This window comes from Acinetobacter chinensis, assembly GCF_002165375.2.
Classification (GTDB): domain Bacteria; phylum Pseudomonadota; class Gammaproteobacteria; order Pseudomonadales; family Moraxellaceae; genus Acinetobacter; species Acinetobacter chinensis.
Genome location: NZ_CP032134.1, coordinates 658,171 through 683,241 on the forward strand (window position 1 = coordinate 658,171; position 25,071 = coordinate 683,241).

A 25,071-nucleotide genomic window follows, 5' to 3' on the forward strand; every position below is an offset into this window, starting at 1 on the left:
AGCTGTTTAATGCTGAAAGGCTGTTCGGATTTATTGTGAAGTTCATCCGTGAAAATCATTAAAAAGATATGCAGATCATTCTAATCTGCTGAGCAAAGTCACAGATATCCCAAAATTGGGATACTGGTACATGTGCTGAAAGATTATTGTTTTTAAGTGATTTATACAGAGCTGTATTACCTGAAGATCGGGCAACTGCGGTGCAGGCAGTAAAATTGAGTCATAAAAAAAGGCGCATTCAGCGCCTTTTAATGAATATGGATTGCGGGATTAAGCAGCTTTCGCCTGAGCTACAGCAGCTGGTGCAGGCTGGAAGCGGACTTCACATTTGCCATCCACTGTCTGAGTGCCGACTTTAATCTGCACTGCTTTACCGTTACTTTGTCCTTCGCAGGCTTTCAGAATTGCCTGCTGACGTGCCTGACGTTCTGCCAGTCGTTGGTCATAAGCTTTAGTCAGCTCTGCACGTTTAGCATCTGTCAGTACTTCACCACGGTTCATTCCGTGTGCTGACCGGTCGTGCATTTTCATGTGATGACGTTCATCAGCCTGAGCTCTTTGGGCATCACGTTTTTTATGATCGGCTTTGAAAACAGTCTGACAGGTTCCATCAATTGATTTATCACCCGCTTTAATCTGAACTGACTGTCCAGCGGTTTTACCATCGCAGGCCTGTCTGATCTGCTGCATGACTTCCTGACGTTCTGCGCGTTTCTGTTGTATCTGCTCACGTTGTTCAGGAGTTATTTTATGCATCTGACGTTCGTCGTGCATATGTCGTGGAGCATCAGCCCCTTTAGATGGTGCAGTGGACTGACAGGCAGTTAAAGCACCTGCACTGAACAGACCTGCTGTAACCAGTGCGATTTTTGTCATTTTGTTCATTATCATCAACTCCACAAAAAATAGATGTAAAATTCATTGATTAAAGATTAAATAATAATGATGAAGAAACAATGGAGGGCTTTTTAAATCAGTGTTCTATACAATGCTTATTATGAATAAAAAATAGAGACCGTTGCTTGAAAAAACACCGTATTCCTATCGCCCTGCGTTTGTTTCTGACCGTACTGTTAACCACACTGGTCATTACAACAGTCAGTCTGGGCGTTTTGCACTGGACTATGCAGAAAAACTTTGCCCGCTATGTCGCAGATGTTGAAATGCAGAAACTTGATCACCTGATTGAAAATCTGGCAGGTGTCTATGGTGCGTACAGTGACTGGGGAAATGCAATTCAGGCACAGATTTTACAGGTTGAAGGAAAGGCTGCACCGGATGATTACGACAAACTGTCCCGGTGGTGGCTACGCAGACAATACGATATTGCTCTGCAGCAGCGTTATTTCAAAGAACAGACCGCTTCGCTGAATCTGGCACCGAATATCGGTCTGAAAAATATGAATGGACATATTCCTGATGTGGAAGAACTTCGATGGATTGAACGGAATCTTCCTTCAGAGTTTCAGCCTTTTGAGGGCTTGAAGTTCCCATTAAGTTCAAATCAGGCAGCATTCAGACCACCAAAGAAAAATGGAGAAATCAGCGAACCACCACCAAAAACAACAGGTAAAAAACAGTTTATTTCCATGCCTGACCGTTTAGGACTGAGTTCCCGTCTGTCTCTTTTTGATGCCAGACATCAGTTTGTACTGGGTGAACCTTCAGATGATCAGGTGTCGTATCGGCCGATTGTGGTGAATGGTAAAACCGTCGGTTATCTGGGGTTGAAACCGGTACTGGATAAGGATGATGCGCTCAGTATCAACTTTTTCAGTAATCAGAAACGTTATCTGTTGCTGGTGTATGGACTGACTTTTTTTGCCAGTCTGGTTGCAGCATTATTACTTGCGACCTATTTTAAGAAACCGATTCAGAGATTGCTGAATGCAACCCGTGAACTGACCAAAGGAAACTTTCAGCATCAGGTTACCGTGAAGCGTAATGATGAACTGGGGGATTTATCCACTGAAATCAATCAGCTTGCAACAATTCTGGATCAGCATGAGACCTCACGCCGTGTATGGGTCGCAGACACTTCACATGAGCTGAAAACACCGCTGGCGGTATTACAGGCACAGATTGAGGCTATGCAGGACGGTATCCGTAAACCGACACCGAAGCATTTTGATGCCATGCTGGCACAGGTCACCAGTCTGAAAAAACTGACTCAGGATCTTGCAGATCTGGCACAGGCAGAAGCCCAGCAACTGACCTGTTATATGGCAGAGATTGATCCCTGGGCTGTGGTGCTGCATGAGCTTGAAAGTTTTAAGCCTAAATTTGAACAGGCTGAACTTCAGGTCTCTGCTCAGGGTGAATCGGTCAGATTACAACTGGATATAGATCGCTTTAAGCAAATTATGGTGAACTTGTTGGGTAACAGCATCCGTTATACCGAAAAGGGCGGTGAAGTCCGTATCCATACAGAACAGAATGAACACAGCTGGAGCGTGATTGTCGATGACAGCCCGCTTGGACTGAGTGATGAACAGCTTGCGAAACTGGGTGAGCGTTTCTACAGAGTGGATGATTCACGGACGCGCAGTACAGGTGGTACAGGATTAGGACTGGCACTTTCAGTTAAAATTGCACAGGCTCTGGGTGGTACACTGCATTTTGAACATTCACCACTGGGTGGTTTGCGCTGCAGACTGACATTCCCGAAACAGATGAATAAATAAAGGAAGTAATGAAACAATGAAACATATCATGCTGGTTGAAGATGAAGTGGAACTTGCAGAACTGGTGCGGGATTATCTGGAAGCTGCTGGACTGGAAGTCAGTATGTTTCATGACGGTCAGGAAGCCTATGACAGCTTTTTACAGCGTAAACCCAGTCTGATGGTACTGGATCTAATGGTGCCCCGTATGGATGGTCTGACCATCTGCCGTAAAGTACGTGAGCAGTCCGATCTGCCGATTATTATGGTGACAGCCCGTACTGAAGAAATTGACCGTGTGCTGGGGTTGAACATGGGAGCAGATGACTACGTCTGTAAACCATTCAGTCCGAAAGAACTTGTGGCACGGGTACAGGCTGTACTGCGTCGTCTTGAGCGTAAAGCTGAACCTGAAGAAAATACGCTGTTCCGCATGGATAAAGCACAACAGCGTATTTGGTATCAACAAAAGTCGCTGAATTTAACACCAACTGAATTCCGCCTGCTGGAACTGTTCCTTGATCATGTAGGGCAGGTCTATTCACGTGCACAACTTTTAGACCATATCAACCCGGACAGTTTTGATGTCGCTGACCGCGTTATTGACAGTCATATCAAAAACTTACGTCGTAAAATTTCAGATGCAGCTGAAACTGGAAACCGTCATGAATGGATTCAGGCTGTTTATGGAGTAGGCTATCGCTTTGAATATCCAGAAGATTAAATTTTCTGCATAAAAGCGATAGTTATGTGGATAAACACAAGTTTATCCACAGTTTTTGTGGGTAACTGGGTATAACTTCAAATCAGATGCTGATTAAAACGACAGCCGAAAAGAGTTTCTGTCATTTTTAAAGACTTGAATGAATAGCCAGGGTCTGTTTCTGAGCTTTGGTTAAGGTCTGTACGACCAGTGCATAAGAGTTCAGCACCAGATCTTCGATCAGTTCTTTACTGATTTGATCACCTGAATATATCGAAATCCAGTGCCGTTTATTCATGTGATAACCGGTATGAATGGAAGAATAGATATCACGTAACATATCACCATGTTCAGGCGTGACTTTTAAATTGACAAAAATCTCTCCATCTTTACTGGATGTCAGCAGAAAGACCTTGCCCATGATTTTAACCACAGGAATATCATCTCCAAAGGGATAGCACAGTTCTGCCAGCGCAGTACCCGTAGCAATCTGGAGCGCATATTGCTGAATTTCTTTTCCCTGCATAAATGATCTCAGTATTTAAATCTGTACAGATCGAAATTATTTATAAATCTCGATGGGAGTTCCATCATCCACCAGTTGCCAGATTTCGTCCATATCTATATTACTGACAGCAATACAGCCCCAGGTCCAGTCATTTTTGGGCATGTAATTCATCAGACCTGGCAGTTTTTTCACCTGAGCCGTTGTTGCTGAGCCATGAATCATGATATCCCCACCTGGTGAAACGCCAAGCCCCTGTGCGGTCTTTTTATCCTGCGCATTGGGATAGGATACGTGCAGGGATTTGTAGAAAGCACTGTTCGGATTCCGCCAGTCCAGCAGGTAGCGTCCCTCTGGCGTTTTTCCATCACCTTCTTGAACTTTATGCCCAACGGGGTTAAAGCCCAGTCGCATGGGGTAGGTCTGTATGACCTGATTGCGGTGTATCAGTCGGACTAATCGGTCGCTTTTATAGACTTTCACCTGGGTGATGGGTGTGGATGTACGGATCTGCTGAATTTCAGCAGCAGTAAAATGCTGAACATGCAGTTTGTCTGATGGTCTGCTGGAAAAATTTAAAACCGAATCGGTGGGAATATATTTTTCGTATTTTGACCAGGCATAGCTTAGTCCCGTGATCAGCACACACAGGCCTAAAAGGCATAAAACAGTTTTCTTATTCATGTATGGTATGTATTCGAATTTCTTCTAAAACAATGTAATGACTAAATTTTATGCAGAATAATACGAAAAGCTGTAGCTGATTTGTGACTGTGAACTTATCCTGTGCATAGGCACATAGTTATCCACAGAAATTGTGGGTAAGTTTGATCGGGCAGTAATTTTACTCTTTATATTTGCCTGATTGTTTAAATCGAATGCTTTGAAATTTTAGAACTGTTCAGAATTATTTTTTATTCAGGCTTAAACAGATGTGGCTTAAACCTGGAATTTATTGATATGTCGTATTTATGAATAGTGTTTCATTGTGTAATGAGTAATATGCATATTGGATTATCATTTAGATTTATTTTATATTTCACGTATTTGTATTGATTTTTAAATATTTTTTACTGGAATGTTTTTATAAATTCAATCTGAATTTTATTGAAAATATGAAAATTGCAAGATATTTTAATAAGGCTTTATATTTACAAAAAAATTATTCTTAATTCATTTATAAAAAAAGGGTATCTCATGTTATTTAAAAAAACATTGCTTGTGTTGATGTGTAGCTCGGCTTTAGTGGCGTGTGGCGGGGGAGGATCATCAAATGATAGTTCAAATGGTAGTGGTTCAGATGGTGGAAGTGTTACTACGCCAGCATCAGATCTTGATAAAGCGAAGCAATTAATTGAAACAACAAAAGCAATTATTTCATATTACGATGGTTTCCAGGACATTGCGGACAACTATAAGACACCTGTTGAAGTTATTAACAATACAGCTTCAGATTTAAGCCGTGGTGCAGACATTATTCTCACTTTAGCAGAGCTGGCACAGGAAGATTCAAAGGGGCAGACGAAACAATATAATGGGGCTGAACTGGAGTTATTATTAAAAAATGATGCCATTAATAATGATTATCCACTTGGATATGACCTGAAAAATAATACATTACAGATCCAGGTGAGTGCTGATTCTGTAAAAGTTACTGGTTCTGCTGATGTTGCTTACTGGGATGCATTTAAAGAACCTAATTCCTGGGACTGGGGAAATCCTGACTGGTATACAGATAAAAATAATTTTGTTTATGCCAACCAGGCAAAGGTCAATGTGACTAATTTGCTTATTGAAGCTCCTTTTGTTGCAAGCCAGAGTACTTATAATTTTAAAATTGCAAATGGTGGCTCGATCGAAGTTACTAATGCAGTAAATAAAAAAGCTAAATTTAGCTTTACTGCAGATAGTACGGCTAAATTGGTACATCCGGTAGTGGCTACGCTGGAAAATCAGGAGACAGAGCCAACGCAGGCCTCTTTAGTCTTAAAAGGCCTCATATTTGAAAGTGGAGATGTGAAAGCAACGTTAAGTGAAGTCTCTTTTGATGCTAAAGCAGTTAAATTCAGTAATGGTCAATTGACCAGTGAACAACTTATTCCATATCAGTTGACATTAAAAGGTCAGGTTGCATATCTGCAGGAAGTGCTGGATCTCGATGCGAGCATTAAATTAAATAATGACTTATCCAAAGTGATTGATATCAGTAAAGGCGAAACTTCACTGAACTTTATCAATGCGGATCTGGCCGTGAAATTATCAGGTAAACTGAAAGGTGCCAATGCTGCTCCGACACCATTCAGCATCAATGTTACAGCGAAACGTGCTGAGTATTTAAAAGGGATAGCAAACGTAGCAGTCGCTGTTGATAAAAATGCTCTGGAGATTGCCTTTGAATCACTCGATATTACTGTTGAAGAACCCGTTGTTGATAGTTTGATTAAGCATAATAATGGTGCTTTTGTGCAAATTAAGGATATTAAAAATTTCAAACAGGCTGATGTGAAAGTGGGTACGACAAGTTATGGAACAATAACCAAAACCTCTTCTGGTCAATACGCTGTTAAGTTTACTGATAATACTTTTGTTTACATTACACCTTAATTTAAATGAGTGAGAAGAAGACAGTATGTGCTGTCTTCTTTTATATTTAATGAATAAAAATCTGATATTTCTAATATGTTTACCCTCATTCAGCTTTGCTGAACAGTCAGCCAGATTGTCACTGAATGCCGAATTATACAGTGATCCTGTTTCGGTACATGCCTTTTTGAATGACTGGGATACGCCACGTCTGGAAAAAGGCAGGAATGCTTTTGCTTCTGGAAAAATGAAACTCGAAACCCAGCAGGATCACTGGACGATGGGATGGGTCTGGTCGTATGACTATCAGCTACGCTTCAGTGAAGATATGGCAAAGCTGTATTATCAAATTAAAAATGATCAGTTGATTGATGCAAATTCAGATTATGCTTTGGAACTGGAAGCACAACATGTTGACACTGTGGGTGCCCGATTTGGCTATGACTGGAATATAAACCCTGACTGGAAAATAGTGACAGGATTAACAGCATTGATTGGTCGGCATTATGTCGATGGTGTATTTCAAGCCCAGGGTCAAACTGGCAACATGCCTGAACTGATGGATCGGGTTAAATGGTTAAATGGTCATTTAAACTATAGTTATGATGAACCGGCATTGAAAGAAGATGAGCTCGGTTGGGATGGTCGAACCAATAGAGGTTATGGTTATGCCCTGGATCTGGGTATAAAGGCTAAGCTGGGTAAAAACTGGGATATTACTGTACAAGCGGAAGATATTTTCAGTTATTTATATTGGGACAACGCACCTTTTACAAAATATAGTGTTCGTTATGATCAGAACAGTCGCCCACGTATGGATCTGGCTGGGCAATTAAGTAAGACCCAGCAATATACCCAGAAATTACCGTATAAAATCAGTTCTGAAATGATGTATTCACGGGATGATCAACCATGGAGTTTAAGTTTAACGGGTTTTTCAACTCAGTATCTTACTTTGGTCCAGATGAATGCTTTCTGGCAGTATGCGTCATTTAAATATGGCGTGCATATAGAGCCACAAACGAACTCTTTAGGTTTGTCTGTACAACATAAAAATTTTGGTTTGAAGTATCTCACTGATGATTTAGCGACCAACGATGCACATCGTTTCAGTACATATTTATATGCACAATATTTTTGGTAATTCAAAATTTGAATGTAATTTCCATTAAATAAAGCGGAGTATAGACTCCGCTTTATTTTTAAGAAGAACAGCTCACCATTACTTCGGGTACATCACTTGCCAATGGTGCCAGATCTTCAGCCCGTTCCACATCAGGTTGCTTGGTAAACGGCTGGTTGAGTAATGTAAACAGTCGTTCAACTTCTGAAAAATCACCTCGTTCAGCCTGCTCAATTGCTTTTTGTGCCATGTGATTACGCAAAATATAAAGGGGATTGGCATGCAGCATTTCAGCATCCAGCGTATCAGTGTCCTGATTTTCACGGATGTTTTCATACTGGGTCAGAAAACTTTCAAACTGACGACGGTCTAAACAATCATCTTTAATGGCTTCATACTGTTTGTTCTGTAAGCGGATAAAACTGTTCGTATAATCCAGCTGTTCTGATTGCATGATTCTTAGAAATGCCATACCACACTCAAAACTGTCTTTATGAAATGCCGGTAAGCCCATTTTCTGGCAAAGACCATGCGTATAATTTTCAAGGAAAGTCGGTTCGAAATATTCCAGACAGTCAGCAAGTTCCTGTTTGAACTGTTCTTTATTTTCAGGTGTAGCCAATGGAATTAAGTTGTTCAACCAGTTCCATAAATTCCAGTGTGCAATACTTGGCTGGTTCTGATAGGTATAACGACCGTTGTAATCACTGTGGTTGTTGATCCAGTTGGGGCGGAAACGCTCCATAAAGCCGTATGGTCCAAAGTCTAAAGTTGAACCTGTAATATTTAAGTTGTCTGTATTCATCACGCCATGTGCAAAGCCAACTAGTTGCCATCTGGCAATCATCACAGCTGTGTTCTGAATGACTCTGGTGGCAAAGGCTAAAACTGGATTTTCAGCTTCAAGGCATTCTGGATAGTGCCATTCAATACATTTCTGAGTAAATTCTTTGAGTAATTCAGGCTGATACTGATTGATCCATTCAAAATGACCCAGGCGGATATGGCAGTCTGAAGTACGGAGCATCATTGCACCAGGTTCAAGCTTCTCACGCTGTACTCCTTGCTCAGATGTAGTGAAACCGACTGAATTACTTGATGGTACTCCTAAAGCATTTAAGGCATGTCCTGCGAGATACTCACGAATCACAGAGCGTAGAACGGCACGACCATCGCCCATACGCGAGTAGGGCGTTGAGCCTGCACCTTTTAAATGCAGATCAATGGTCTGGTTGTTTTTATTCAGAATCTGAGCAATCAGTAAGCCACGTCCGTCACCCAGCTGTCCTGCCCATTGACCGAACTGGTGTCCTGCATAAACCATGGCAAGTGGATGAAATTCAGCAAAGGTTTTCTGTCCGCTACAGATTTCGACCCATTCAGCTTTGTCCTGTTCGCTCCACTGTAACTCCTCTGCCAGTGCTTCATTGAAGTGTCCTGCTTTTGCACCTTTGAGGGGGGCAGGCATTTGCTCATGATAGAGTTTTGGGTTCAGTGAAGGGTAGCGTGGAGTGAATTTCATAGCAGAACATCAGAATGGCTGTGCTGAAACTATAGCAAAGTTTTACAGGCTATGGGGATGAATACCTACTGTTTCAGTCGGCTTAATCAACGATAAATAATTTTGCCCCCGTGGCCGTGGATGAGCGATGTGCTTCGGCATGATCTGCAACCTGATAGCTCATTCCTGCTGTGAGGGTAAATGTTCTGCCATCTTCCAGTTCGGTGTGTAATTCACCTTCCAGACATAACAGGATATGTCCTTTAGAGCACCAATGGTCGGAGAGATAACCTGCAGAATATTCCACCATTCTGACACGGATATGATCAAACTGTTGGGTGCGCCAGAGTGCATAGCCTTGCTCACCTTCATGACGGGTTGTAGGAATTTCTGTCCAGTTGGTAGTACCAAATGGGATGTTGTTCAGGTTCATTTTTTATTCTCTGATTGATGTAAATTTTATTCTGTAAGAGGAAAGGATGCTTTCAATGGAAAACTTCTCCTTTACAGACCTGGAATCTATTGGGCGGATATTCATCTTTCAAAAGGGGAGAAGATTTTTGAGTGGTAAAAGAAAAGCCCCATTCTGGAGCTTTTCAATTTATTCAGTTCTGATTAAGAAACAACATTCTTTTTAATGCCACGCATGAGTGTTTCCAGGCGTTCACGGTGGAATGCAAGTTTCTGTTCAACCAGCTGGAAATCCACTTTTAACTTTGCATCCATCTGATGCAGTTTTTCAGCAACAGAAGCTTTCTTGGCCTGAAGTTCTTCTTCCTTCAGCGCAGCCCAGTCGTTCAATGTGTTGGTAAATGCTTCATATTCCTGAGCAACTTTCTGTTTCATTGCTGCAATATCTGCATTTACGTCATGACCATAAACGGCTAAGTCCTGCTGTGCGTATTTGAAACGCATTGCCAGTTCAGCTTTTTTAATGTTGAAGCTTGGAATGCGGCGTAGATTTTTTGCCAGACCAACTTTTGAACAGCTCCAGATGAGCCATTTGGTTGGGTCATACTGCCACCATTTCACGCCGTTACGGTAGTCGTACTGGAAAATATGGTGATAGTTATGATAACCCTCGCCCCAGGTTGCAATTGCAAGGACAAAGTTATCACGTGCTGTATTTTCATCTGTATAAGGACGTTTGCCCCACATATGGCACAGCGAGTTAATAAAGAAAGTCACGTGATGGCTGAAGATCAGGCGTAATAGACCACCCAACAGCAATACACCCCACATGTCGCCTACAGCCCAGCCAATCGGTAATAAAATACCTGCATGAACGGCAATCACAAGAGGAATGTAGTATTTGTCCTGGAACATGACCAGTTTGTTATCGAGTAGATCTGGTGCGTTTTTATAATTAGGCTCAGATGCAGGGTAGTTACGCAGCATCCATCCAATATGAGCATACCAGAAGCCATTGTTGATTGAATACGGATCCTGATCCACATCATCAACATGACGGTGATGGGTACGGTGACCTGAAGCCCAGAACAGGATGCTGTTCTGTACTGCAAAAGTACCCATAATCATCAGAATAATCTGTAGCGGTAATGTCGCTTCATAGGCACGGTGTGCCCACAGGCGATGATAGCCCGCAGTAATACCTAAACTGCTTAAACCGAGTAAAACAAATAAGCTGACCCATGCTGCGGCACTGAAATCGTGATGCCAGGCATACAAAGGAATTGCAATCACTGCAACAACAGGAAGAAAGACCAGTGCAAATACACCGATCCAGTTAATTGGGGCTTTTGGCAAGGGAGCATTCATCTCCAACAGCACTCCTAAGAACCTTTAAACAGGTAAAATTGAACGCATAGCTTCTTTATTTTTTCAGGCTATACAGTTTCAGATAGTAGCATGGGCGAACAGGTGTTCACCATATTAGTGTACATGTGTATTGTATAAAACAGTAACAGAATAAAACATGAATTTTGTGGATTTAATCGAAAAAAATAAACGACCACAAGCCCGACAATGGTCGAGTCTTTTTATGAGGTTAAACGGGTTGTTTATTGGTTTATATTTCAGCTGGTTAAGCTTGTTGACACCTGTCTCATTTCTCCATGTTTACTGGGTCTGGTTCAGGGCTTTCTGCATCAGTTCTGGAAAATCGGTGATGAGTCCCTGAACGCCTTGGTCACGTAAATATTTTGCCCGCTCAGTGTCATTGACTGTCCAGATGCTGATCGCCAGATCTGCATTCTGTGTTGCCTTGATTAAAGCATCTGTTGCAAGCTGATTCATCCATCCAATCTGACAGCAGTTTAATGCCAGTGCCTGTTCTATGGCTTTTTCCTTAATGTCATCTTCAATGAGTAAGCCGTGTTTAAAGTGACTGTTCTGTTGAAGCAGAGCCTGATGAATTTTTAAATCAAAACTGGTGATGATGGCTGTCTGTTCAAAGCCTTTCAGCTGTTTCTGCAATTCGATGATTAACTTTTCAGCCTGTTCGTCTGTTTCAACCGCTTTGACTTCAACTTCAATATGCTCGAAGTCCTGCATGATGTTCAGACTCTGGCTTAAAGTGGGAGTAATCTGTTTTTCCCAGTCCATCCAGATATTTGCCTGGTTGTAAGGTTCCAGTTCTGTACTTTTCAGATCATACAGTTTCTGATCTATGCCCGTGGTTCTGAGAAAATTGTCATCGTGCATGATGATCAGTTCACCATCTTTGAGCTGACGGACATCAAATTCGACTGCACGGATACCTAAGTCATGGATATGCTGGAAACCACCCAATGTGTTTTCTGGGGCTTCGCCACGTGCGCCACGATGTCCGATGATTCTCATAGTGTTGCCTATATTTTAAACGCTACCTATTCTGTAATTTTATGGACGTTGTGATGATTTGCTACATCAGGGAGTCTTATCGTTCACTCATCTTAATGACTGGAGCTCATTGGTGTTACTTTTTAAAAAGTAACCAAAACATCACCATTCACAAAACCTGTTTAATAATATCAATCTATTCAATGTATCGCAGAAACTTTATTTATTAAATTTCGGTCAGGTTGTGAATGGTGTTGATCAAGGATTTAAATGCAGTGTACAGAACTGAAAAAGAATCGTTCTGTACAGTTTGAATCAAATCGTTTCATTGATATTTTTTTGCCAAAGCACTTCGCTGCCACCTTCTGCGCGCTGTAAGGTACGGGAAGCGACAAACAGCCAGTCAGAAAGGCGGTTCAGTAACTGCAATGCTAAAGGCTGAATATTCTGATCACGGGTGTGTACGGTCATTAAACTGCGTTCTGCACGACGACAGACTGAACGTGCCTGGTGAGCATAACTGCAGGATAATGTGCCGGCGGGTAGAATAAATTCTTTCAGCATTGGCAGTGCTTCGTTCATCTGATCAATTTCTTTTTCCAGAAAATTAATACAGACAGGCTGAAGCATGTGATAGCCTGGAATACAGACTTCACCGCCCAGATCAAATAACCAGTGCTGGATCAGGCTCAGGGATTTATCCCATGAAGCTTTGTCTGTAATGTTGCTTGCAGTGATCTGAGCACGCAGAATACCGACAGCAGAGTTGAGCTCATCCACATCACCTAAGGCGGCTATACGCAGATCATCTTTTGCAACGCGGGAGCCATCGCCGAGTCCGGTTGTACCTGCATCACCAGTACGGGTATAGATTTTACTTAAACGGTGTCCCATGTTGTTGTCCCTTTGAAATGAGAAAATGGTCTTGAGAAATTAAAAAGGATAATGCCATAGTTATGACATTATCCTTAAAGTTTCGTGTATTTAAATATTGAATCTTTTAGTATTTAAAAGTAATACCTACAGAAGCTTCACGACCGCCATCAACGTACCAGCCATTACCAAAATTATCGGCTGTTCTGTAATTGACATCACCCATGTTGATAATATTGCTGAATACTTTCACATTAGGATTGATATTCCAGTACATATTCAGATCAACTGTGGCATAACCAGGTGCTTTGACCTTGTTGGCACCATCAGCATAAATATCTGAACGTGCGATCAGGGAAGTACTGATCCCATAAGTTGCATTTTCAAGTCCTGTGGTGAATGTCAAAGTCTGTTTTGGTCTATAAGCAATTTTGAGATCAGTTTTTTTGTTTACAGAGTCAGCATAAGCATATTCTGTGGTTAAAAACAAATCATCTTTTTTCCATTTAAAACCAAGTTCTCCACCTTTGATTTCAGCTTTATCAATATTGATATAAGTTGAATTCGGTGAACCATACTTATAACTGATCAGATTTTTTACTTCAGTCTGGTATGCAGATAAAAATGCTGTTAAGTGTTGTCCAATGTTCTGATTTAAACCAATTTCATAAGAAATACTTTCTTCAGGTTTTAGATCTGGATTACCATAAGTGTTTCCATATGTTCCTTCAGTGAAGTAATACAGTTCTGTCAGAGAAGGTGCCTTAAAAGCTGTACCGATATTGGCATAAATACTTGTATCAGGTAATAGCTGATAACGAACAGCACCCTGACCAACCGTATGTGTGCCGAACATTTCATTATCTTCAGTTCTGACACCCAACTGGGTATTCAGTTTTTCCGTCTGATATTGGTGCTGAACATAATACCCAACAGAATCAATGCTTTGTTTTTTATTTTTTATATCGTTACTTTTGAAATCTGACTCAAGGTACGTTGCACCAATTAAAAGACTGTTTTCAGTATTAACATTCCATTTTAAATTAAGATCACCTTCATTATTTTCAGTATCAAAGTGATTCGGATTGTTGTCTTTTACCTGCTGTTTATCAATAAAATTTGAATAACGTGCTGATAGAGTTAAGTCTTCAGTGATGCCGTACTGAATATTTGAGTTGATCAGACGGTTTTCAAAAATACGTTCAGCATCATTTTTATCGGTCATATAGTTATAGTATTGACTTAAGCCTTCATTCTGGCTGATTGCTAAATCAGCTTTGAAGTCTTTTTTGTTGTCATAACCAACTTTTGCACTATAACCTTTTTGATCATAACTGGCTTTTTGATCTTTACTTTGATTATCCAGAATACGTGTCCCATCGCTTTCCAGGCGTTGACCACGAATTTGTGCATAAAAATTATCCTGAACTAAATCTGCGCCAGCAATTGCTTTATATGTGTTGTTTTCGCCATATATACCTGTAATGAAACCGCCATTTTTTACAGGTGTCGCTGTTTTCATCTGAATAACGCCACCGATTGCATCTGTACCATACTGAACTGATGCAGGACCTTTCAGAATTTCAATCTGTCCAATATCTGTAGTATCAATAAAGGATGGGTATAAAGCAGAAATATGATTCTGACTGTTTAAATGGGCACCGTCTTTTAATACCAGGGTATGGTTAGGTCTGGTACCACGGATAGAAATTTCAGTGATCTGCCCCAGACCACCACTTTGTTTTACAAAAACAGAAGGATCGCGTTGAATTAAATCTGACAGATTTACAGCAGGATTCTGTTCGATGGTTTTTTTGTCTATAACTGAAATAAGTGCAGGCACATTTTCAATCTTTTCTTCAGAACGAGTTGCAGTAACAACAATCGTCTCAAGTGGTGAAACAGCTATTTTCTGTTCAGTCGCGGTGGTTTCAGCAAAAACTGAAGAAGAGAACCCCATTGCAACAGCGACAGCACCTACAAGTGCAGTAGGTTTAAAAGCCTTAGGTTTAGAAAAAGCAGACATGATATGCTCCATACATTCACTCCCCGTGAATGATTGAGTTGAAGGGCACAACAAGCAGGTATCCGGACTTCAATATAGAATACAGTCTGTAAAAGCTGGATTCACTGTTCCACCTTCCCACAAAAAGATTGCAGTGGTGTAAATTTTTCAATTTAAACTGAACAGAATTTCATTGTTACCGTTGCGGGGGCAGTGCTGGAATTTCACCAGTTTCCCTAAGCCAAAGCTATGACTCGTTGCATTTGTGCGGAGTATAGAGTCTGATGATCGTTTAAACAACGTATAAAAAATGAATTGAACTGACTTCAGGAGTAAAAATGGCGATCACAATTCAGGATGCTGAGTTTGATGAAGCTCAACAGATTTTAGAATTACAAAAAATTGCTTATCAGCGTGAAGCTGAATTATATCAGGACTGGAATATTCCACCTTTACTGCAAACATTGCATCAATTGGAGCTTGAGTTTGAAAATCATCAGATTCTTGTCGCAAAGTTGAATGATGAAATTGTTGGTTCAGTAAGAGGGCGTGTGGATCAAGGCACTTTACATATTGGTCGCTTAATCGTTCATCCTGATTTTCAGAAACGGGGAATTGGGAGTCAGTTGTTGATGAAAATAGAACAGGAATCTGAATGCCTGCGTTATGAGTTATTTACAGGCCAAAAAAGCATTCAGAATATAAAGCTCTATGAAAAGCTTGGTTATCAGAAGTTTAAAACTGAAAAAATTCATGCTGAACTAGATTTTATTTATTTACATAAACAGGTTTAAGCACTTTTGATTAAATTGCATTACAATGATTCGCCTTCAATATTGAAAATCAGTGTTGAAAACAAAGAATACATTTGAGTCCAGAACATGCGAACCCGTGCCAAAATTTGCGGAATTACCCGACCACAGGATATCCAGGCTGCTGTCAATGCAGGTGTAGATGCGATTGGCCTGGTATTTTTTGAACCGAGCCCACGCTATGTCCATGCAGAGCTGGCACAGCAACTGGCCAGGCTGATTCCCCCTTATGTCAGTATTGTGGGTTTGTTTGTAAATGCCACTCAGGAAGATATTGCTCAGGTGCTGGAACAGGTTCCTCTGGATGTTATTCAGTTTCATGGCGATGAAACTGCGGAACAATGCCAGCAGATAGCACAGTATAATAAACGCCGCTGGTATAAAGCGATTCAGGTGAAGCCTGATGCAACAGATACAGAAATTATTTCGACAATTCAGCAATACCAGCAGGCAGGTGCAAGTGCTATGCTTCTGGATGCATGGCATCCTGAACTGAAAGGTGGAACAGGGCACAGCTTTGACTGGTCGCAGTTCCCGAAACTGGATATTCCTTTAATACTGGCAGGTGGTTTAAAACCTGAAAATATTGAAGATGCAATAAAAATGACTCAGCCCTATGCGGTTGATGTCAGCGGTGGCGTAGAATCCGCAAAAGGTATTAAAGACCAGCAACTCATTGAAAAATTTATGCAAGGAGTCCAACGTGGATCAGCAAAGTAATCAACAGAACAGTGTGATTGACTATACCCAGTTCCCAGATCAAAACGGGCATTTCGGTATCCATGGCGGACGTTTTGTGTCAGAAACTTTAATGGCAGCTTTGGAGGATTTGGAAAAGCTTTATTTCCGAATGAAAGATGATGCCCAGTTCCTGGCAGAATTCGACCGCGATCTCGCTTATTATGTCGGACGTCCGAGTCCGCTTTATTATGCTGAACGATGGTCAAAAGAGCTGGGTGGTGCGCAGATTTACTTAAAACGTGAAGACTTAAACCATACAGGTTCTCACAAGGTCAACAACACCATCGGACAGGCTTTACTTGCAAAGCTTTCAGGTAAAAAACGTATTATTGCAGAAACAGGTGCAGGTCAGCACGGTGTTGCAACCGCTACGATTGCAGCACGTTTAGGTCTTGAATGTGTGGTATTCATGGGCGCTGAAGACGTGAAACGTCAGGCAATGAATGTGTATCGCATGCGTTTACTGGGTGCAACCGTTGTGCCGGTGGAAAGCGGTTCAAAAACACTGAAAGATGCCATGAACGAGGCGATGCGTGATTGGGTGACTAATGTTGACTCAACTTACTATGTGATCGGTACAGTTGCAGGGCCTCATCCTTATCCGCAACTGGTACGTGATTTCCAGTCCATCATTGGTCGTGAAGCACGTAAACAGATTCAGGAACAGGCAGGTCGTTTACCTGATGCACTGGTTGCATGTGTAGGTGGTGGTTCAAATGCAATGGGCTTGTTCTATCCGTTCTTAAATGACCAGGATGTGAAAATGTACGGTGTGGAAGCCGCTGGTCTGGGGATTGAAACAGGTAAACATTCTGCACCACTCAATGCAGGTCATGTCGGTGTATTGCATGGTAACCGTACTTACCTGATGTCCGATGACCAGGGGCAGATCATTGAAACTCACAGTATTTCAGCAGGACTGGACTATCCTGGTGTGGGACCTGAACACAGTTTCTTAAAAGATATGCACCGTGTGAACTATGTGCCAATCAATGATACTGAAGCACTACAAGGTTTCCGTGATTTAACCCATATCGAAGGGATTATTCCTGCGCTTGAAAGTTCACATGCGATGGCTTATGTGACTAAACTTGCACCGACCATGGATAAAGATCAGATCATCATTGCGACTGTTTCAGGTCGTGGTGATAAAGATTTGATGACGGTTGCCCGTATTGATGGCGTAGAAATGGTTGAGATGTAAGAGCCTTGACTGAGCCCTCTCCTTGGGGAGAGGGTTTGGTTACGGAAGTTGAAAGGCTTTTCTTTTTATGAACTTAAATCCTCTTTTTTAAAGTAATGCCAGTCAGTTAAGAATTTTTGAATCCTCCCCCTTGCGGAACATGTTTCTCACCCTTTTCAAAGGAGGGATGAGTAGCTCAGCTACGCAAAATTACTAAAAATCATTTTAGTTACAAGAAGTTCCCCTCTTTTTCCTTGCGCCATATATGGCTCAGGGTTAGGGGGGATTTTAGGAATTTCCCCAATAATTTTGCTTAACTGATCAGCATTACTTTTTTACAGAGGTTTTTTTTAATGAATAGAGCTAAAAATGTCTAATTTATTCATAGTCATGCTCGGTGGTCGCTATGCCCGAGCTAATACAGAAGTACATGATGTGGTGCTTGCGGTTGGTGATTCTCTGGATGAGATCACACCACAACTGAAAAATGCATGGTTTGGTGAACAAAACGGACTGCATATCGATGCATGGGCAAAAATAGATGGGCTGGAGTTTGAAAATAAAAACTATCAAATACATTTTACTGATGCACAGCCCAAGCAAACTGATGCAAAACTGTTTCTGATTAATCTTGGGGGCTATGATGCTAATGAATTTGGAGAGCTGCATCGCTATGTGCTGGTGGTCGCTCAGGATTCAGCTGAAGCAAAAATAAAAGGAAAACAGTATTTTTCTGAACAATGGCAGAAACAGCACACAGACAGAGTATTGGATGTGGATGACTGCATTGCTGTTGATCATGTGCATGGACGTTATGTGCAACTGGTTGAAGGTGGGTTTCAGGAAAAAATATGGGAAAACACCTATCTGAGAATTTAAAAGCAATTCTGTGGCAGATATGCGAACAGAAGATGTGATTTTTTATTCTGTTGATATTATTGAAAAATAAATTAATTTATAAATAAAAATTATAGGTATTAAAAGAAAGGGGAATAGTCTCATTTTTTATGCTTTTTTGGATGAAATGCATGTTTTTATACTTTCCATGTGCCTATTTATAGGCATAATAAGTTACAGGGATTATAAATTGCTCAAGGATGGAAACGGGTAAATGGATTTAATTCAACCAAATGGGCAACCTCATTATGGTCGGTTCAGCGATCTTCCAAAAACAATTGATTATCACAAATATATTTATAAAACGCCTTATGGTGAAAAGCTGGCAGGCTGGCGGAAAAGACTGAAATATAAAAAATTTAAATTCTGCAGTATTCAGCATGAACATTACAGTATCGGTGTCGCAATTGTAGACATTGCCTGGGCTGGGCATGGTTTTTTCTATATTTATAACCATCAGACCAAAGAAGTTCAGGAATGGAATGCAATCAATATCCTGGCACGGAATACCCTGCTGGATGAGCAGCCTTTATTTAATCAGAGTTTTTTTACCCATTCGCCGTTTCAGGTCGAAATGCAGCATGCCAACGGTGTGCGTTATATTCGGGTCACGAAACATGGTGAAATTAAGCTGAGTGCCCGTATGTTCTGTGCAGGAACTGATCCGCTCAGTATGTGCAGTCCAACAGGAATTAATGGATGGACCTATACCCAGAAGCTGACCACACTGACTTGTGAGGGTTCATTTGTAAATAAACAGGGAGAGCTGATTCAGTTCAGTGACCGGACATTTGCAGCACTGGATGATACCTGTGGTTTTCTGCGTCCTGAAACGGCCTGGTTCTGGCTGTCCTGTAATTTCTGGGATGCAGAAAATAACAGGATAGGTTTAAATCTGGCTTCAGGGGTCAATGAAAGTTATGGCAATGAAAACTGTCTGTGGGTCAATGGTGTACTTTTTGCTGTGGATGATGTGCTGTTTCAGCAGGAAAGTGAAGACTGCTGGAGTGTCCGTTCCAGAGACGGAAAACTGAATCTGAGCGTGAAAACAGGCTGGCGACGGTATGAAAATCTGAATCTCCGACTGGTCGGCAGCCAGTTCAGTCAGTGGCAGTCGGTGATTTCAGGAACAGTACAGACAGATGATCGTGAAATTGTTATGTTAAATGAATATGGACTGCTGGAACAGCATTATGCCAAATGGTAATGCTGTATCCGTGATCTTTCAGCAATAAAAAAGCAGGCAATCAAGCCTGCTTTTTTTAGGGTTTAAACTTATTTACTGAAACGGCTGATCTGTTCCAGTGCACCCTGTAAGTATTCAAAATTAGGCTGCTGTCCTTTGATCGGTTTATTGTGTTTATCCAATAGATCATACTGACCCACAGCACCAACTTCCAGAATATTATCTTTGGTGATTACTCCATAGCTGCTGTAATTGGATGCAAGAATCCAGTCTCTGTGTACAGGTTTACCGAGTAAATCCTCGCCAACAGAGTAGTCTTTAACATCATTCTGCACGCCCAGGTAGTTTTTCATCAGGGTCGGCACAACGTCCTGGTGACTGGTCAGCATATTGCCCGGCCATAAGGTGGTTTCAGCAGAAACTTTTGGACCAATCATGGCAAAAGGCACTTTAATCTGTGGATCGGTGTAGTTGCCGTTATGTCCCCAGAAGTTTTCCATATTGTCATTCACTTCCTGACCATGATCGCCTGTAATGATCACGACTGTATTGTCTGCATCGCCAGTTGCTTCCAGTTTATCCAATACCTGTTTGACTAGGCTGTCTACATAATGAACACTGGTTTTATAACGGTTCATCATTAAGGAACGGTCAGTCTTATTGCTCAGTTTCAGGTAATTGACTTCTTTGAGCATTGGTTCATAGCGGTGAGGATAATCGGCCGGAAAGTCGTAGCCATGCGGTGCATCGTAGAACAGGAATGAGAAAGCCGGTTTGCTTTTATCCCGTTTGTCATACCACTGTAACCAGTCACGGGTAATCTCTCCATCAAGACCTGAGGGTGAATCACCTTTGGAGCCGATTCGAAGGTTGGGAACTTTTGAAAAGACTGTCTGGTCAAACTCAGGGTTGGTCAGTTTTGCTGCAGCAAAAATACCGAGCTGATAATTCATTGCCTGTAAACGGTCAATCAGCACAGGGCTCTGACGGTTCACCAGAATACCATGCCAGTACGTTCCAGGAATGGCATAAAAAAGTCCGAAGATTCCTGTACGGGTCGCATTTCCTGTAGAGTAATGCTGAGAAAATACTTTTCCAGACTGTGCATATTTCCACATGTTTGGGCTGTTATCGGCATTAAAAGTGTCTGCACGCCATGAGTCGACCACAATCAGCATAATGTTGACCGGTTTTTCCGGAGCATTCGCCTGAATCGGATTCAGTGGATAGTGCACATCACTTTTGCGCTCAAGTGACATCGCTTTCTGTCTTTCTATTGCAGCCTCATCAATCCATCCGTATTTTTTCATGGTTTTATTGGATGTCATTGGGTAAAACACAGGTAAATAACGCTTGGTCACAGTCACAGGCTGATAAACATGCGCTGCTGCCCAGATATGAATTGCATTGGACAGCAACAGGGTCAGAACGCTTAACCAGGCAAACTTTTTACCGATTTTCCATTTTGCCAGAGGAATCCCTTTTTCAAGCCAGCAGATCAGAAAGTACTGTGCAGCGCAGACAGCAAGAAAGCCACCTATGACCATAAGCCATGAAGACAGCGGGAAACTGACAATCTGGCTCGACATCACCAGATCCAGCATCACTGCATTGATATGAAAGCGGTATTGTGCATAAACCACGGTATCAATAAACAGCGCCATCAGTCCCAGGGTTGCGACCACAGCCATAATCAGGCGGCGTGGCAGCTGAGGTAACAGCAGCACAGGTATCAGGAGCAGACCACCGAGGGCACTTAACATGACCATATGGGAGAATGTGCCTGTGATCAGAAATGTTAAGCCGGCAGTATCGGTTGGGAACTCAGGCAAAAATACGAAATAGCGGCAGGCAATGAGCATGGCAATGACAGCATTGATCATGATCATGTAGCCAAGTACATGCAGCCTGGACTTAAAAGAAGATTTGAAAGACATAAAAGCGCTTCATCGGAATGATTGAAATACAGTGAGACCAACAGGTTGGGAATGTTCGTCGCTGTCTGCAAAATGATGGCTATGATATATCAATCGTTTTAAAAAAAATATTGCTTAATTCCTGAACAGCTCTGAAATGCTGCTGGAAATGGTGCACTGGTTTTATTCTTGATCTGTCATAAATTCCGATGAAAGAAAGCATTGCAGGTTTGAGCGGGCATCAATAAATGAGTGCATGGGTGCTGATAGGGCTAAAACAGATGCATAAAAATACAGCATCATGGTCGATGCTGTATTTAAAGTCTTTGCTGGAGTGTACAGGCTCCTAAAGCCCTGCGTTCCAGAATGCTTCACCTGCTGCAATTGGGTCATCCGTTTCTGCAAGTGTATCGACCCAGACCTGATACTGACGAATGACAGGATGCTGGTTTGGGTGAAAATCTTTTTTAAACCAGTCGGCAAACTGACTGCTCATTGCACTGAGTTTCCCGTTTCGTCCAAAGAACCACGGTAAACCTTTGCGTGCCATGTTCAGGCGTTGCAGACGTGAAAAACCATCGTATTTGAGCATGACATCGGCACGGTAAAAAGTGTAGCCGAACATCAGACAGGTGGTAATGGCAAGGGCTGCTTTACGGGTCATTTCTGGAACATTACCGACCTGTTTCATGACATCAAAGGCAACATCACGATGCTCCATTTCTTCAATGGCATGCCAGGCAAACAGTGCGCGGACATAAGGATGTACATCCTGCAAAGTTTCTTTTTTACTGTAAAAGGTTTCAGCCATCAGTGCGGTCAGATGTTCAGATGCAGCAGTAATGGCAAGGTTATATTGCGGTGAGCGCTTGCTGAGCAGGTATTCAAAACGTTCACCCAGAAAGTCTACAAAAGCATCCACAGGCATGCCCTGACGTTTCATTTCATCGTTCATTCTGTCATGAGCAATGCCGTGCTGTGCTTCCTGTTTAATAAAATCAGCAACCCGCTGTTTCAGATCTGCATCGGTAATCTGATCGCGAAACAGCCGGACGCTCTGAATAAAATAACGTTCACCAACAGGGAACGTCAGGCTCAGGGCATCAAACAGGCGGGTACGGAAAGGGTCGCCACCAAACCAGAAACGGGGGACTTCACTGAGTTTAAAATCAAGGTTGCTGCGGACGACCGGATCAACCTGGTGCTGAACATAAGCATTCATGTTTATATACTCACAATCTGATTATTTTTATTTATCGCTTCAGGGGTTAATGACCAGCCTGCCAGAAGGCTTCACCCGCTGCAATCGGATCACCTGTGGCTGCCAGTGTATCAACCCAGACCTGATACTGGTGAATGACCGGATGCTGACCCGGATGAAAATCGGCTTTGAACCAGTCCATATACTGGGAACGCATTTTTGAAAAAATCCCTTGCTTACCAACAAACCAGGGCAAGCCTTTTGCAACCATTTTTAAGCGTTCCATACGGCTGAAACCATCCGCTTTCAGCATGACACTGGCACGGTACATGGTGAAGTTGAACATCATGACGGTGGTAAATGCCAGAGCAAACTTACGGGTGTTTTCGGGAACTTCACCGACCTGCTTCATGACATCAAAGGCTACATCACGATGCTCCATTTCCTCAATGGAATGCCATGCCAGCAAGGCGCGGACATAAGGGTGAGCTTCGGCCAGTGTTTCTTTTTTACTGTAAAAGGTTTCTGCCATCAGTGCGGTCAGATGTTCAGCCGCGGCAGTCATGGCAATGTTGTACTGAGGTGAGCGTTTCGTCAGTTCAAATTTAAAGATTTTGTGCAGGAACTGGATGAACTGATCTACAGGCATCCCCTGGTCCTTCATGACCTGATTCATTTTGTCATGTGCCAGACCATGCTGTGCTTCCTGACGGATAAAATCAGCCACACGCTGCTGTAGGTGAGGATCTTTGATTTTGTCACGGAACAGACGGACAGATTCTATAAAATAGCGTTCGCCATCTGGGAAAGTCAGACTTAAAGCATCAAACATACGGGTGCGGAACGGATCACCACCAAACCAGAAGCGTGGTACTTCATCCAGTTTAAAATCCAGTTTTGTCCGAACAACAGGGTCAACCTGGTATTTGACTAAAGCATTCATTTTATTTTACTTGCATAGCCTTTCATGATTTCAGTATGTCGGTGTTGCATAATTTTGTTTTGACAGTTGTTGCCATTTTTTATACATTTTACGACAGAATGAAAATTCATAATGTCAGAAAGATGTGTTCTACAGCATCAGTTTATAGAATGAAAAGAAGACAGGACGAGTAGCAGAATGCAGGAATTACAGATTCCGAATGGTTATTTTCATCTCTGGCAGATGTTTATGTCTGAACGGGGCATGGAAATTGCGACACTCGATTTTCTGCATCCTGACGAAAAAGCACGGTTGCTTGAAATTTTATCTCTGCCTATAGACACACAGTCATCCTATCTGTTTTTTCATCAGCTCATGGAAAAGACCCGACAGGCTCTGGACTGCCCTCAGCTGGTTTTTGAAATTGCAGAATATGTCCGTCCAGAACATTTTGGTGTGCTGGGATATATGGCTTCACGAAGTACCACTGTGGCAGAAGCGTTGCAGAATATTTTACGTTTCAGCCGGCTGGTGATTGATGGTGATGAAATTCTTCCGATGAAAATGGTTCAGCAGGGCTCAGATGTACACCTGATCTGGCCCTTTCACCATGAGCGTTATATTTTAATCAATGAATTTACCAATGCTCTGATGATGCATCTCGCCCGCAAAATAGTTCCTGCGGATCAGTTTCCATTGCAGAGTGTTCATTTTGCCCATGCACCTCAGAAAGCCATTTATCACTATCAGAAGTTTTATGCATGTGAAGTCCTGTTTAATCAGCCTGAATATCGTTTTGTACTGGGGCTGGAAGGGTTGAATCTGAAGATTCAGCAGGCAGACCCCTCTCTGATGCAACTTCTGGTCAGACAGGCAGAAGAAGCATTGGCATCAAAACCCCGCTATGAAACCCTGGTACAGAAACTGCAGCTGATTGTTGCTGAATATTTAAAACTGAAAGAACAGGCTCCCCGTATTGAAGACATTGCAAAGGAGCTGCATATTTCCACCCGGACTTTACAGCGGCAGCTGAATGATTTTGATACCACCTTTAAGAAAATTGTTGAAACTGAACGCATGAAACGCTGTGAGCAGTTGCTCGGTGACGATGCCAGTCTGACAGATATTGCCATGCGGCTGGGCTATTCAGATCAGTCTGCTCTGGCACGGGCATATAAAGCCTATGCAGGACAGACTCTACTGCAACGGAAACAGCAGTTCAGACAAAGCTGATATCTGCTGATGGTATGAGCCGTAGACTTTCAGCCTGAATCAAATCAGCTTTTGCAATAATGCATGTATTTGTGGGTTAAGGTATAAAGTGCTGTTTTAAAATTATAATTTATTTATTTGCAGTGGTTTTTTCTGAAATACAGATCTGTAGCTCTGATGAAATTAGGTATCTTTGATCATTGAGAAAAAATGCTGAATATCGGTAAATGGAGTCTTTGGATTGTTCTGAAAATAATGGGTCTG

The 25,071-nt window shown here is 42.0% G+C and carries 22 protein-coding genes and 1 riboswitch; of the genes, 10 read left to right on the forward strand and 12 right to left on the reverse strand.

Annotated features, from left to right (window positions below; translation table 11 throughout):
• Window positions 1–270: 270 nt before the first annotated feature.
• Window positions 271–885: a hypothetical protein gene (locus CDG60_RS03915; RefSeq protein WP_087513166.1), complete on the reverse strand. Its 615-nt coding sequence runs from the start codon at window positions 883–885 to the stop codon at window positions 271–273.
• Window positions 886–1,022: 137 nt separating this feature from the next.
• Between CDG60_RS03915 and baeS the strand changes: the two genes are divergently transcribed.
• Window positions 1,023–2,684, forward strand: a complete 1,662-nt coding sequence (baeS, locus tag CDG60_RS03920) for a sensor histidine kinase efflux regulator BaeS (RefSeq protein ID WP_087513167.1) — start codon at window positions 1,023–1,025, stop codon at window positions 2,682–2,684.
• A 16-nt stretch (window positions 2,685–2,700) separates the two neighbouring features.
• Entirely contained in the window at window positions 2,701–3,387 is a 687-nt protein-coding gene (locus CDG60_RS03925; protein ID WP_087513168.1) for a response regulator, read from the forward strand.
• Between the two features lie 127 nt (window positions 3,388–3,514).
• On the opposite strand, the gene CDG60_RS03930 is transcribed toward CDG60_RS03925, so the two are convergent.
• Complete coding sequence (locus CDG60_RS03930) at window positions 3,515–3,892, reverse strand: MmcQ/YjbR family DNA-binding protein (RefSeq protein WP_087513169.1); 378 nt, start codon at window positions 3,890–3,892, stop codon at window positions 3,515–3,517.
• A gap of 36 nt (window positions 3,893–3,928) precedes the next feature.
• Window positions 3,929–4,555 (reverse strand): L,D-transpeptidase family protein, encoded by a 627-nt coding sequence (locus CDG60_RS03935; protein ID WP_087513170.1) that lies wholly within the window; start codon window positions 4,553–4,555, stop codon window positions 3,929–3,931.
• Between the two features lie 513 nt (window positions 4,556–5,068).
• Here CDG60_RS03935 and CDG60_RS03940 point away from each other — a divergent pair.
• A complete protein-coding gene (locus CDG60_RS03940; RefSeq protein WP_087513171.1) occupies window positions 5,069–6,475 on the forward strand; it encodes a hypothetical protein in 1,407 nt (468 codons plus the stop codon).
• Window positions 6,476–6,590: 115 nt separating this feature from the next.
• The gene (locus CDG60_RS03945; protein ID WP_319922613.1) at window positions 6,591–7,598 is read left to right on the forward strand and encodes a hypothetical protein; all 1,008 of its coding nucleotides are present in this window, start codon (window positions 6,591–6,593) and stop codon (window positions 7,596–7,598) included.
• Window positions 7,599–7,656: 58 nt separating this feature from the next.
• Here the strand turns inward: CDG60_RS03945 and CDG60_RS03950 are convergent, their stop codons facing one another.
• From CDG60_RS03950 to CDG60_RS03975, 6 genes are all read right to left on the reverse strand, one after another.
• Window positions 7,657–9,099: a protein adenylyltransferase SelO gene (locus tag CDG60_RS03950; RefSeq protein WP_087513173.1), complete on the reverse strand. Its 1,443-nt coding sequence runs from the start codon at window positions 9,097–9,099 to the stop codon at window positions 7,657–7,659.
• Window positions 9,100–9,181: 82 nt separating this feature from the next.
• A complete protein-coding gene (locus tag CDG60_RS03955; RefSeq protein ID WP_087513174.1) occupies window positions 9,182–9,511 on the reverse strand; it encodes a DHCW motif cupin fold protein in 330 nt (109 codons plus the stop codon).
• A 182-nt stretch (window positions 9,512–9,693) separates the two neighbouring features.
• Entirely contained in the window at window positions 9,694–10,857 is a 1,164-nt protein-coding gene (locus tag CDG60_RS03960; RefSeq protein WP_087513175.1) for an acyl-CoA desaturase, read from the reverse strand.
• A gap of 300 nt (window positions 10,858–11,157) precedes the next feature.
• Window positions 11,158–11,880: a glycerophosphodiester phosphodiesterase gene (locus CDG60_RS03965; RefSeq protein WP_087513176.1), complete on the reverse strand. Its 723-nt coding sequence runs from the start codon at window positions 11,878–11,880 to the stop codon at window positions 11,158–11,160.
• 294 nt (window positions 11,881–12,174) lie between these two features.
• Complete coding sequence (locus CDG60_RS03970) at window positions 12,175–12,753, reverse strand: cob(I)yrinic acid a,c-diamide adenosyltransferase (protein ID WP_087513177.1); 579 nt, start codon at window positions 12,751–12,753, stop codon at window positions 12,175–12,177.
• Window positions 12,754–12,859: 106 nt separating this feature from the next.
• Window positions 12,860–14,770, reverse strand: a complete 1,911-nt coding sequence (locus CDG60_RS03975; protein ID WP_087513178.1) for a TonB-dependent receptor plug domain-containing protein — start codon at window positions 14,768–14,770, stop codon at window positions 12,860–12,862.
• A 24-nt stretch (window positions 14,771–14,794) separates the two neighbouring features.
• A riboswitch (cobalamin riboswitch) is annotated at window positions 14,795–15,010 on the reverse strand.
• Window positions 15,011–15,075: 65 nt separating this feature from the next.
• Here CDG60_RS03975 and CDG60_RS03980 point away from each other — a divergent pair.
• The 5 genes from CDG60_RS03980 to CDG60_RS04000 all read left to right on the forward strand — a co-directional run bounded on the left by CDG60_RS03980 (window position 15,076) and on the right by CDG60_RS04000 (window position 19,577).
• Entirely contained in the window at window positions 15,076–15,531 is a 456-nt protein-coding gene (locus CDG60_RS03980) for a GNAT family N-acetyltransferase (protein WP_227542921.1), read from the forward strand.
• 87 nt (window positions 15,532–15,618) lie between these two features.
• A complete protein-coding gene (locus CDG60_RS03985; protein ID WP_087513179.1) occupies window positions 15,619–16,269 on the forward strand; it encodes a phosphoribosylanthranilate isomerase in 651 nt (216 codons plus the stop codon).
• Complete coding sequence (gene trpB / locus CDG60_RS03990) at window positions 16,253–17,494, forward strand: tryptophan synthase subunit beta (protein WP_087513180.1); 1,242 nt, start codon at window positions 16,253–16,255, stop codon at window positions 17,492–17,494. The genes CDG60_RS03985 and trpB overlap by 17 nt, the downstream gene beginning before the upstream one ends.
• A gap of 348 nt (window positions 17,495–17,842) precedes the next feature.
• Entirely contained in the window at window positions 17,843–18,352 is a 510-nt protein-coding gene (locus CDG60_RS03995) for a DUF1543 domain-containing protein (protein WP_087513181.1), read from the forward strand.
• Between the two features lie 232 nt (window positions 18,353–18,584).
• Window positions 18,585–19,577 carry a DUF2804 domain-containing protein gene (locus tag CDG60_RS04000; protein ID WP_087513182.1) on the forward strand — a complete coding sequence of 331 codons (993 nt, stop codon included), beginning with the start codon at window positions 18,585–18,587 and terminating at the stop codon, window positions 19,575–19,577.
• Between the two features lie 68 nt (window positions 19,578–19,645).
• Here CDG60_RS04000 and CDG60_RS04005 read toward each other — a convergent pair whose 3' ends face one another.
• The 3 genes from CDG60_RS04005 to CDG60_RS04015 form a co-directional block, all read right to left on the reverse strand.
• Complete coding sequence (locus CDG60_RS04005) at window positions 19,646–21,493, reverse strand: DUF3413 domain-containing protein (protein WP_087513183.1); 1,848 nt, start codon at window positions 21,491–21,493, stop codon at window positions 19,646–19,648.
• A 325-nt stretch (window positions 21,494–21,818) separates the two neighbouring features.
• Window positions 21,819–22,694, reverse strand: a complete 876-nt coding sequence (locus CDG60_RS04010) for a metal-dependent hydrolase (RefSeq protein WP_087513184.1) — start codon at window positions 22,692–22,694, stop codon at window positions 21,819–21,821.
• Between the two features lie 46 nt (window positions 22,695–22,740).
• Complete coding sequence (locus CDG60_RS04015) at window positions 22,741–23,616, reverse strand: metal-dependent hydrolase (RefSeq protein WP_087513185.1); 876 nt, start codon at window positions 23,614–23,616, stop codon at window positions 22,741–22,743.
• Between the two features lie 177 nt (window positions 23,617–23,793).
• On the opposite strand from CDG60_RS04015, the gene CDG60_RS04020 reads away from it, so the two are divergent.
• Window positions 23,794–24,828 (forward strand): AraC family transcriptional regulator, encoded by a 1,035-nt coding sequence (locus CDG60_RS04020; RefSeq protein WP_087513186.1) that lies wholly within the window; start codon window positions 23,794–23,796, stop codon window positions 24,826–24,828.
• Window positions 24,829–25,071 lie beyond the last annotated feature (243 nt).

Coding starts and splice junctions, on each gene's coding strand:
- CDG60_RS03915 (WP_087513166.1), bottom strand. CDS start 885: ATGAACAAAATGACAAAAATCGCACTGGTTACAGCAGGTCTGTTCAGT.
- CDG60_RS03925 (WP_087513168.1), top strand. CDS start 2,701: ATGAAACATATCATGCTGGTTGAAGATGAAGTGGAACTTGCAGAACTG.
- CDG60_RS03930 (WP_087513169.1), bottom strand. CDS start 3,892: ATGCAGGGAAAAGAAATTCAGCAATATGCGCTCCAGATTGCTACGGGT.
- CDG60_RS03935 (WP_087513170.1), bottom strand. CDS start 4,555: ATGAATAAGAAAACTGTTTTATGCCTTTTAGGCCTGTGTGTGCTGATC.
- CDG60_RS03940 (WP_087513171.1), top strand. CDS start 5,069: ATGTTATTTAAAAAAACATTGCTTGTGTTGATGTGTAGCTCGGCTTTA.
- CDG60_RS03950 (WP_087513173.1), bottom strand. CDS start 9,099: ATGAAATTCACTCCACGCTACCCTTCACTGAACCCAAAACTCTATCAT.
- CDG60_RS03955 (WP_087513174.1), bottom strand. CDS start 9,511: ATGAACCTGAACAACATCCCATTTGGTACTACCAACTGGACAGAAATT.
- CDG60_RS03960 (WP_087513175.1), bottom strand. CDS start 10,857: ATGAATGCTCCCTTGCCAAAAGCCCCAATTAACTGGATCGGTGTATTT.
- CDG60_RS03965 (WP_087513176.1), bottom strand. CDS start 11,880: ATGAGAATCATCGGACATCGTGGCGCACGTGGCGAAGCCCCAGAAAAC.
- CDG60_RS03970 (WP_087513177.1), bottom strand. CDS start 12,753: ATGGGACACCGTTTAAGTAAAATCTATACCCGTACTGGTGATGCAGGT.
- CDG60_RS03975 (WP_087513178.1), bottom strand. CDS start 14,770: ATGGAGCATATCATGTCTGCTTTTTCTAAACCTAAGGCTTTTAAACCT.
- CDG60_RS03980 (WP_227542921.1), top strand. CDS start 15,076: ATGGCGATCACAATTCAGGATGCTGAGTTTGATGAAGCTCAACAGATT.
- CDG60_RS03985 (WP_087513179.1), top strand. CDS start 15,619: ATGCGAACCCGTGCCAAAATTTGCGGAATTACCCGACCACAGGATATC.
- CDG60_RS03995 (WP_087513181.1), top strand. CDS start 17,843: ATGTCTAATTTATTCATAGTCATGCTCGGTGGTCGCTATGCCCGAGCT.
- CDG60_RS04000 (WP_087513182.1), top strand. CDS start 18,585: ATGGATTTAATTCAACCAAATGGGCAACCTCATTATGGTCGGTTCAGC.
- CDG60_RS04005 (WP_087513183.1), bottom strand. CDS start 21,493: ATGTCTTTCAAATCTTCTTTTAAGTCCAGGCTGCATGTACTTGGCTAC.
- CDG60_RS04010 (WP_087513184.1), bottom strand. CDS start 22,694: ATGAATGCTTATGTTCAGCACCAGGTTGATCCGGTCGTCCGCAGCAAC.
- CDG60_RS04015 (WP_087513185.1), bottom strand. CDS start 23,616: ATGAATGCTTTAGTCAAATACCAGGTTGACCCTGTTGTTCGGACAAAA.
- CDG60_RS04020 (WP_087513186.1), top strand. CDS start 23,794: ATGCAGGAATTACAGATTCCGAATGGTTATTTTCATCTCTGGCAGATG.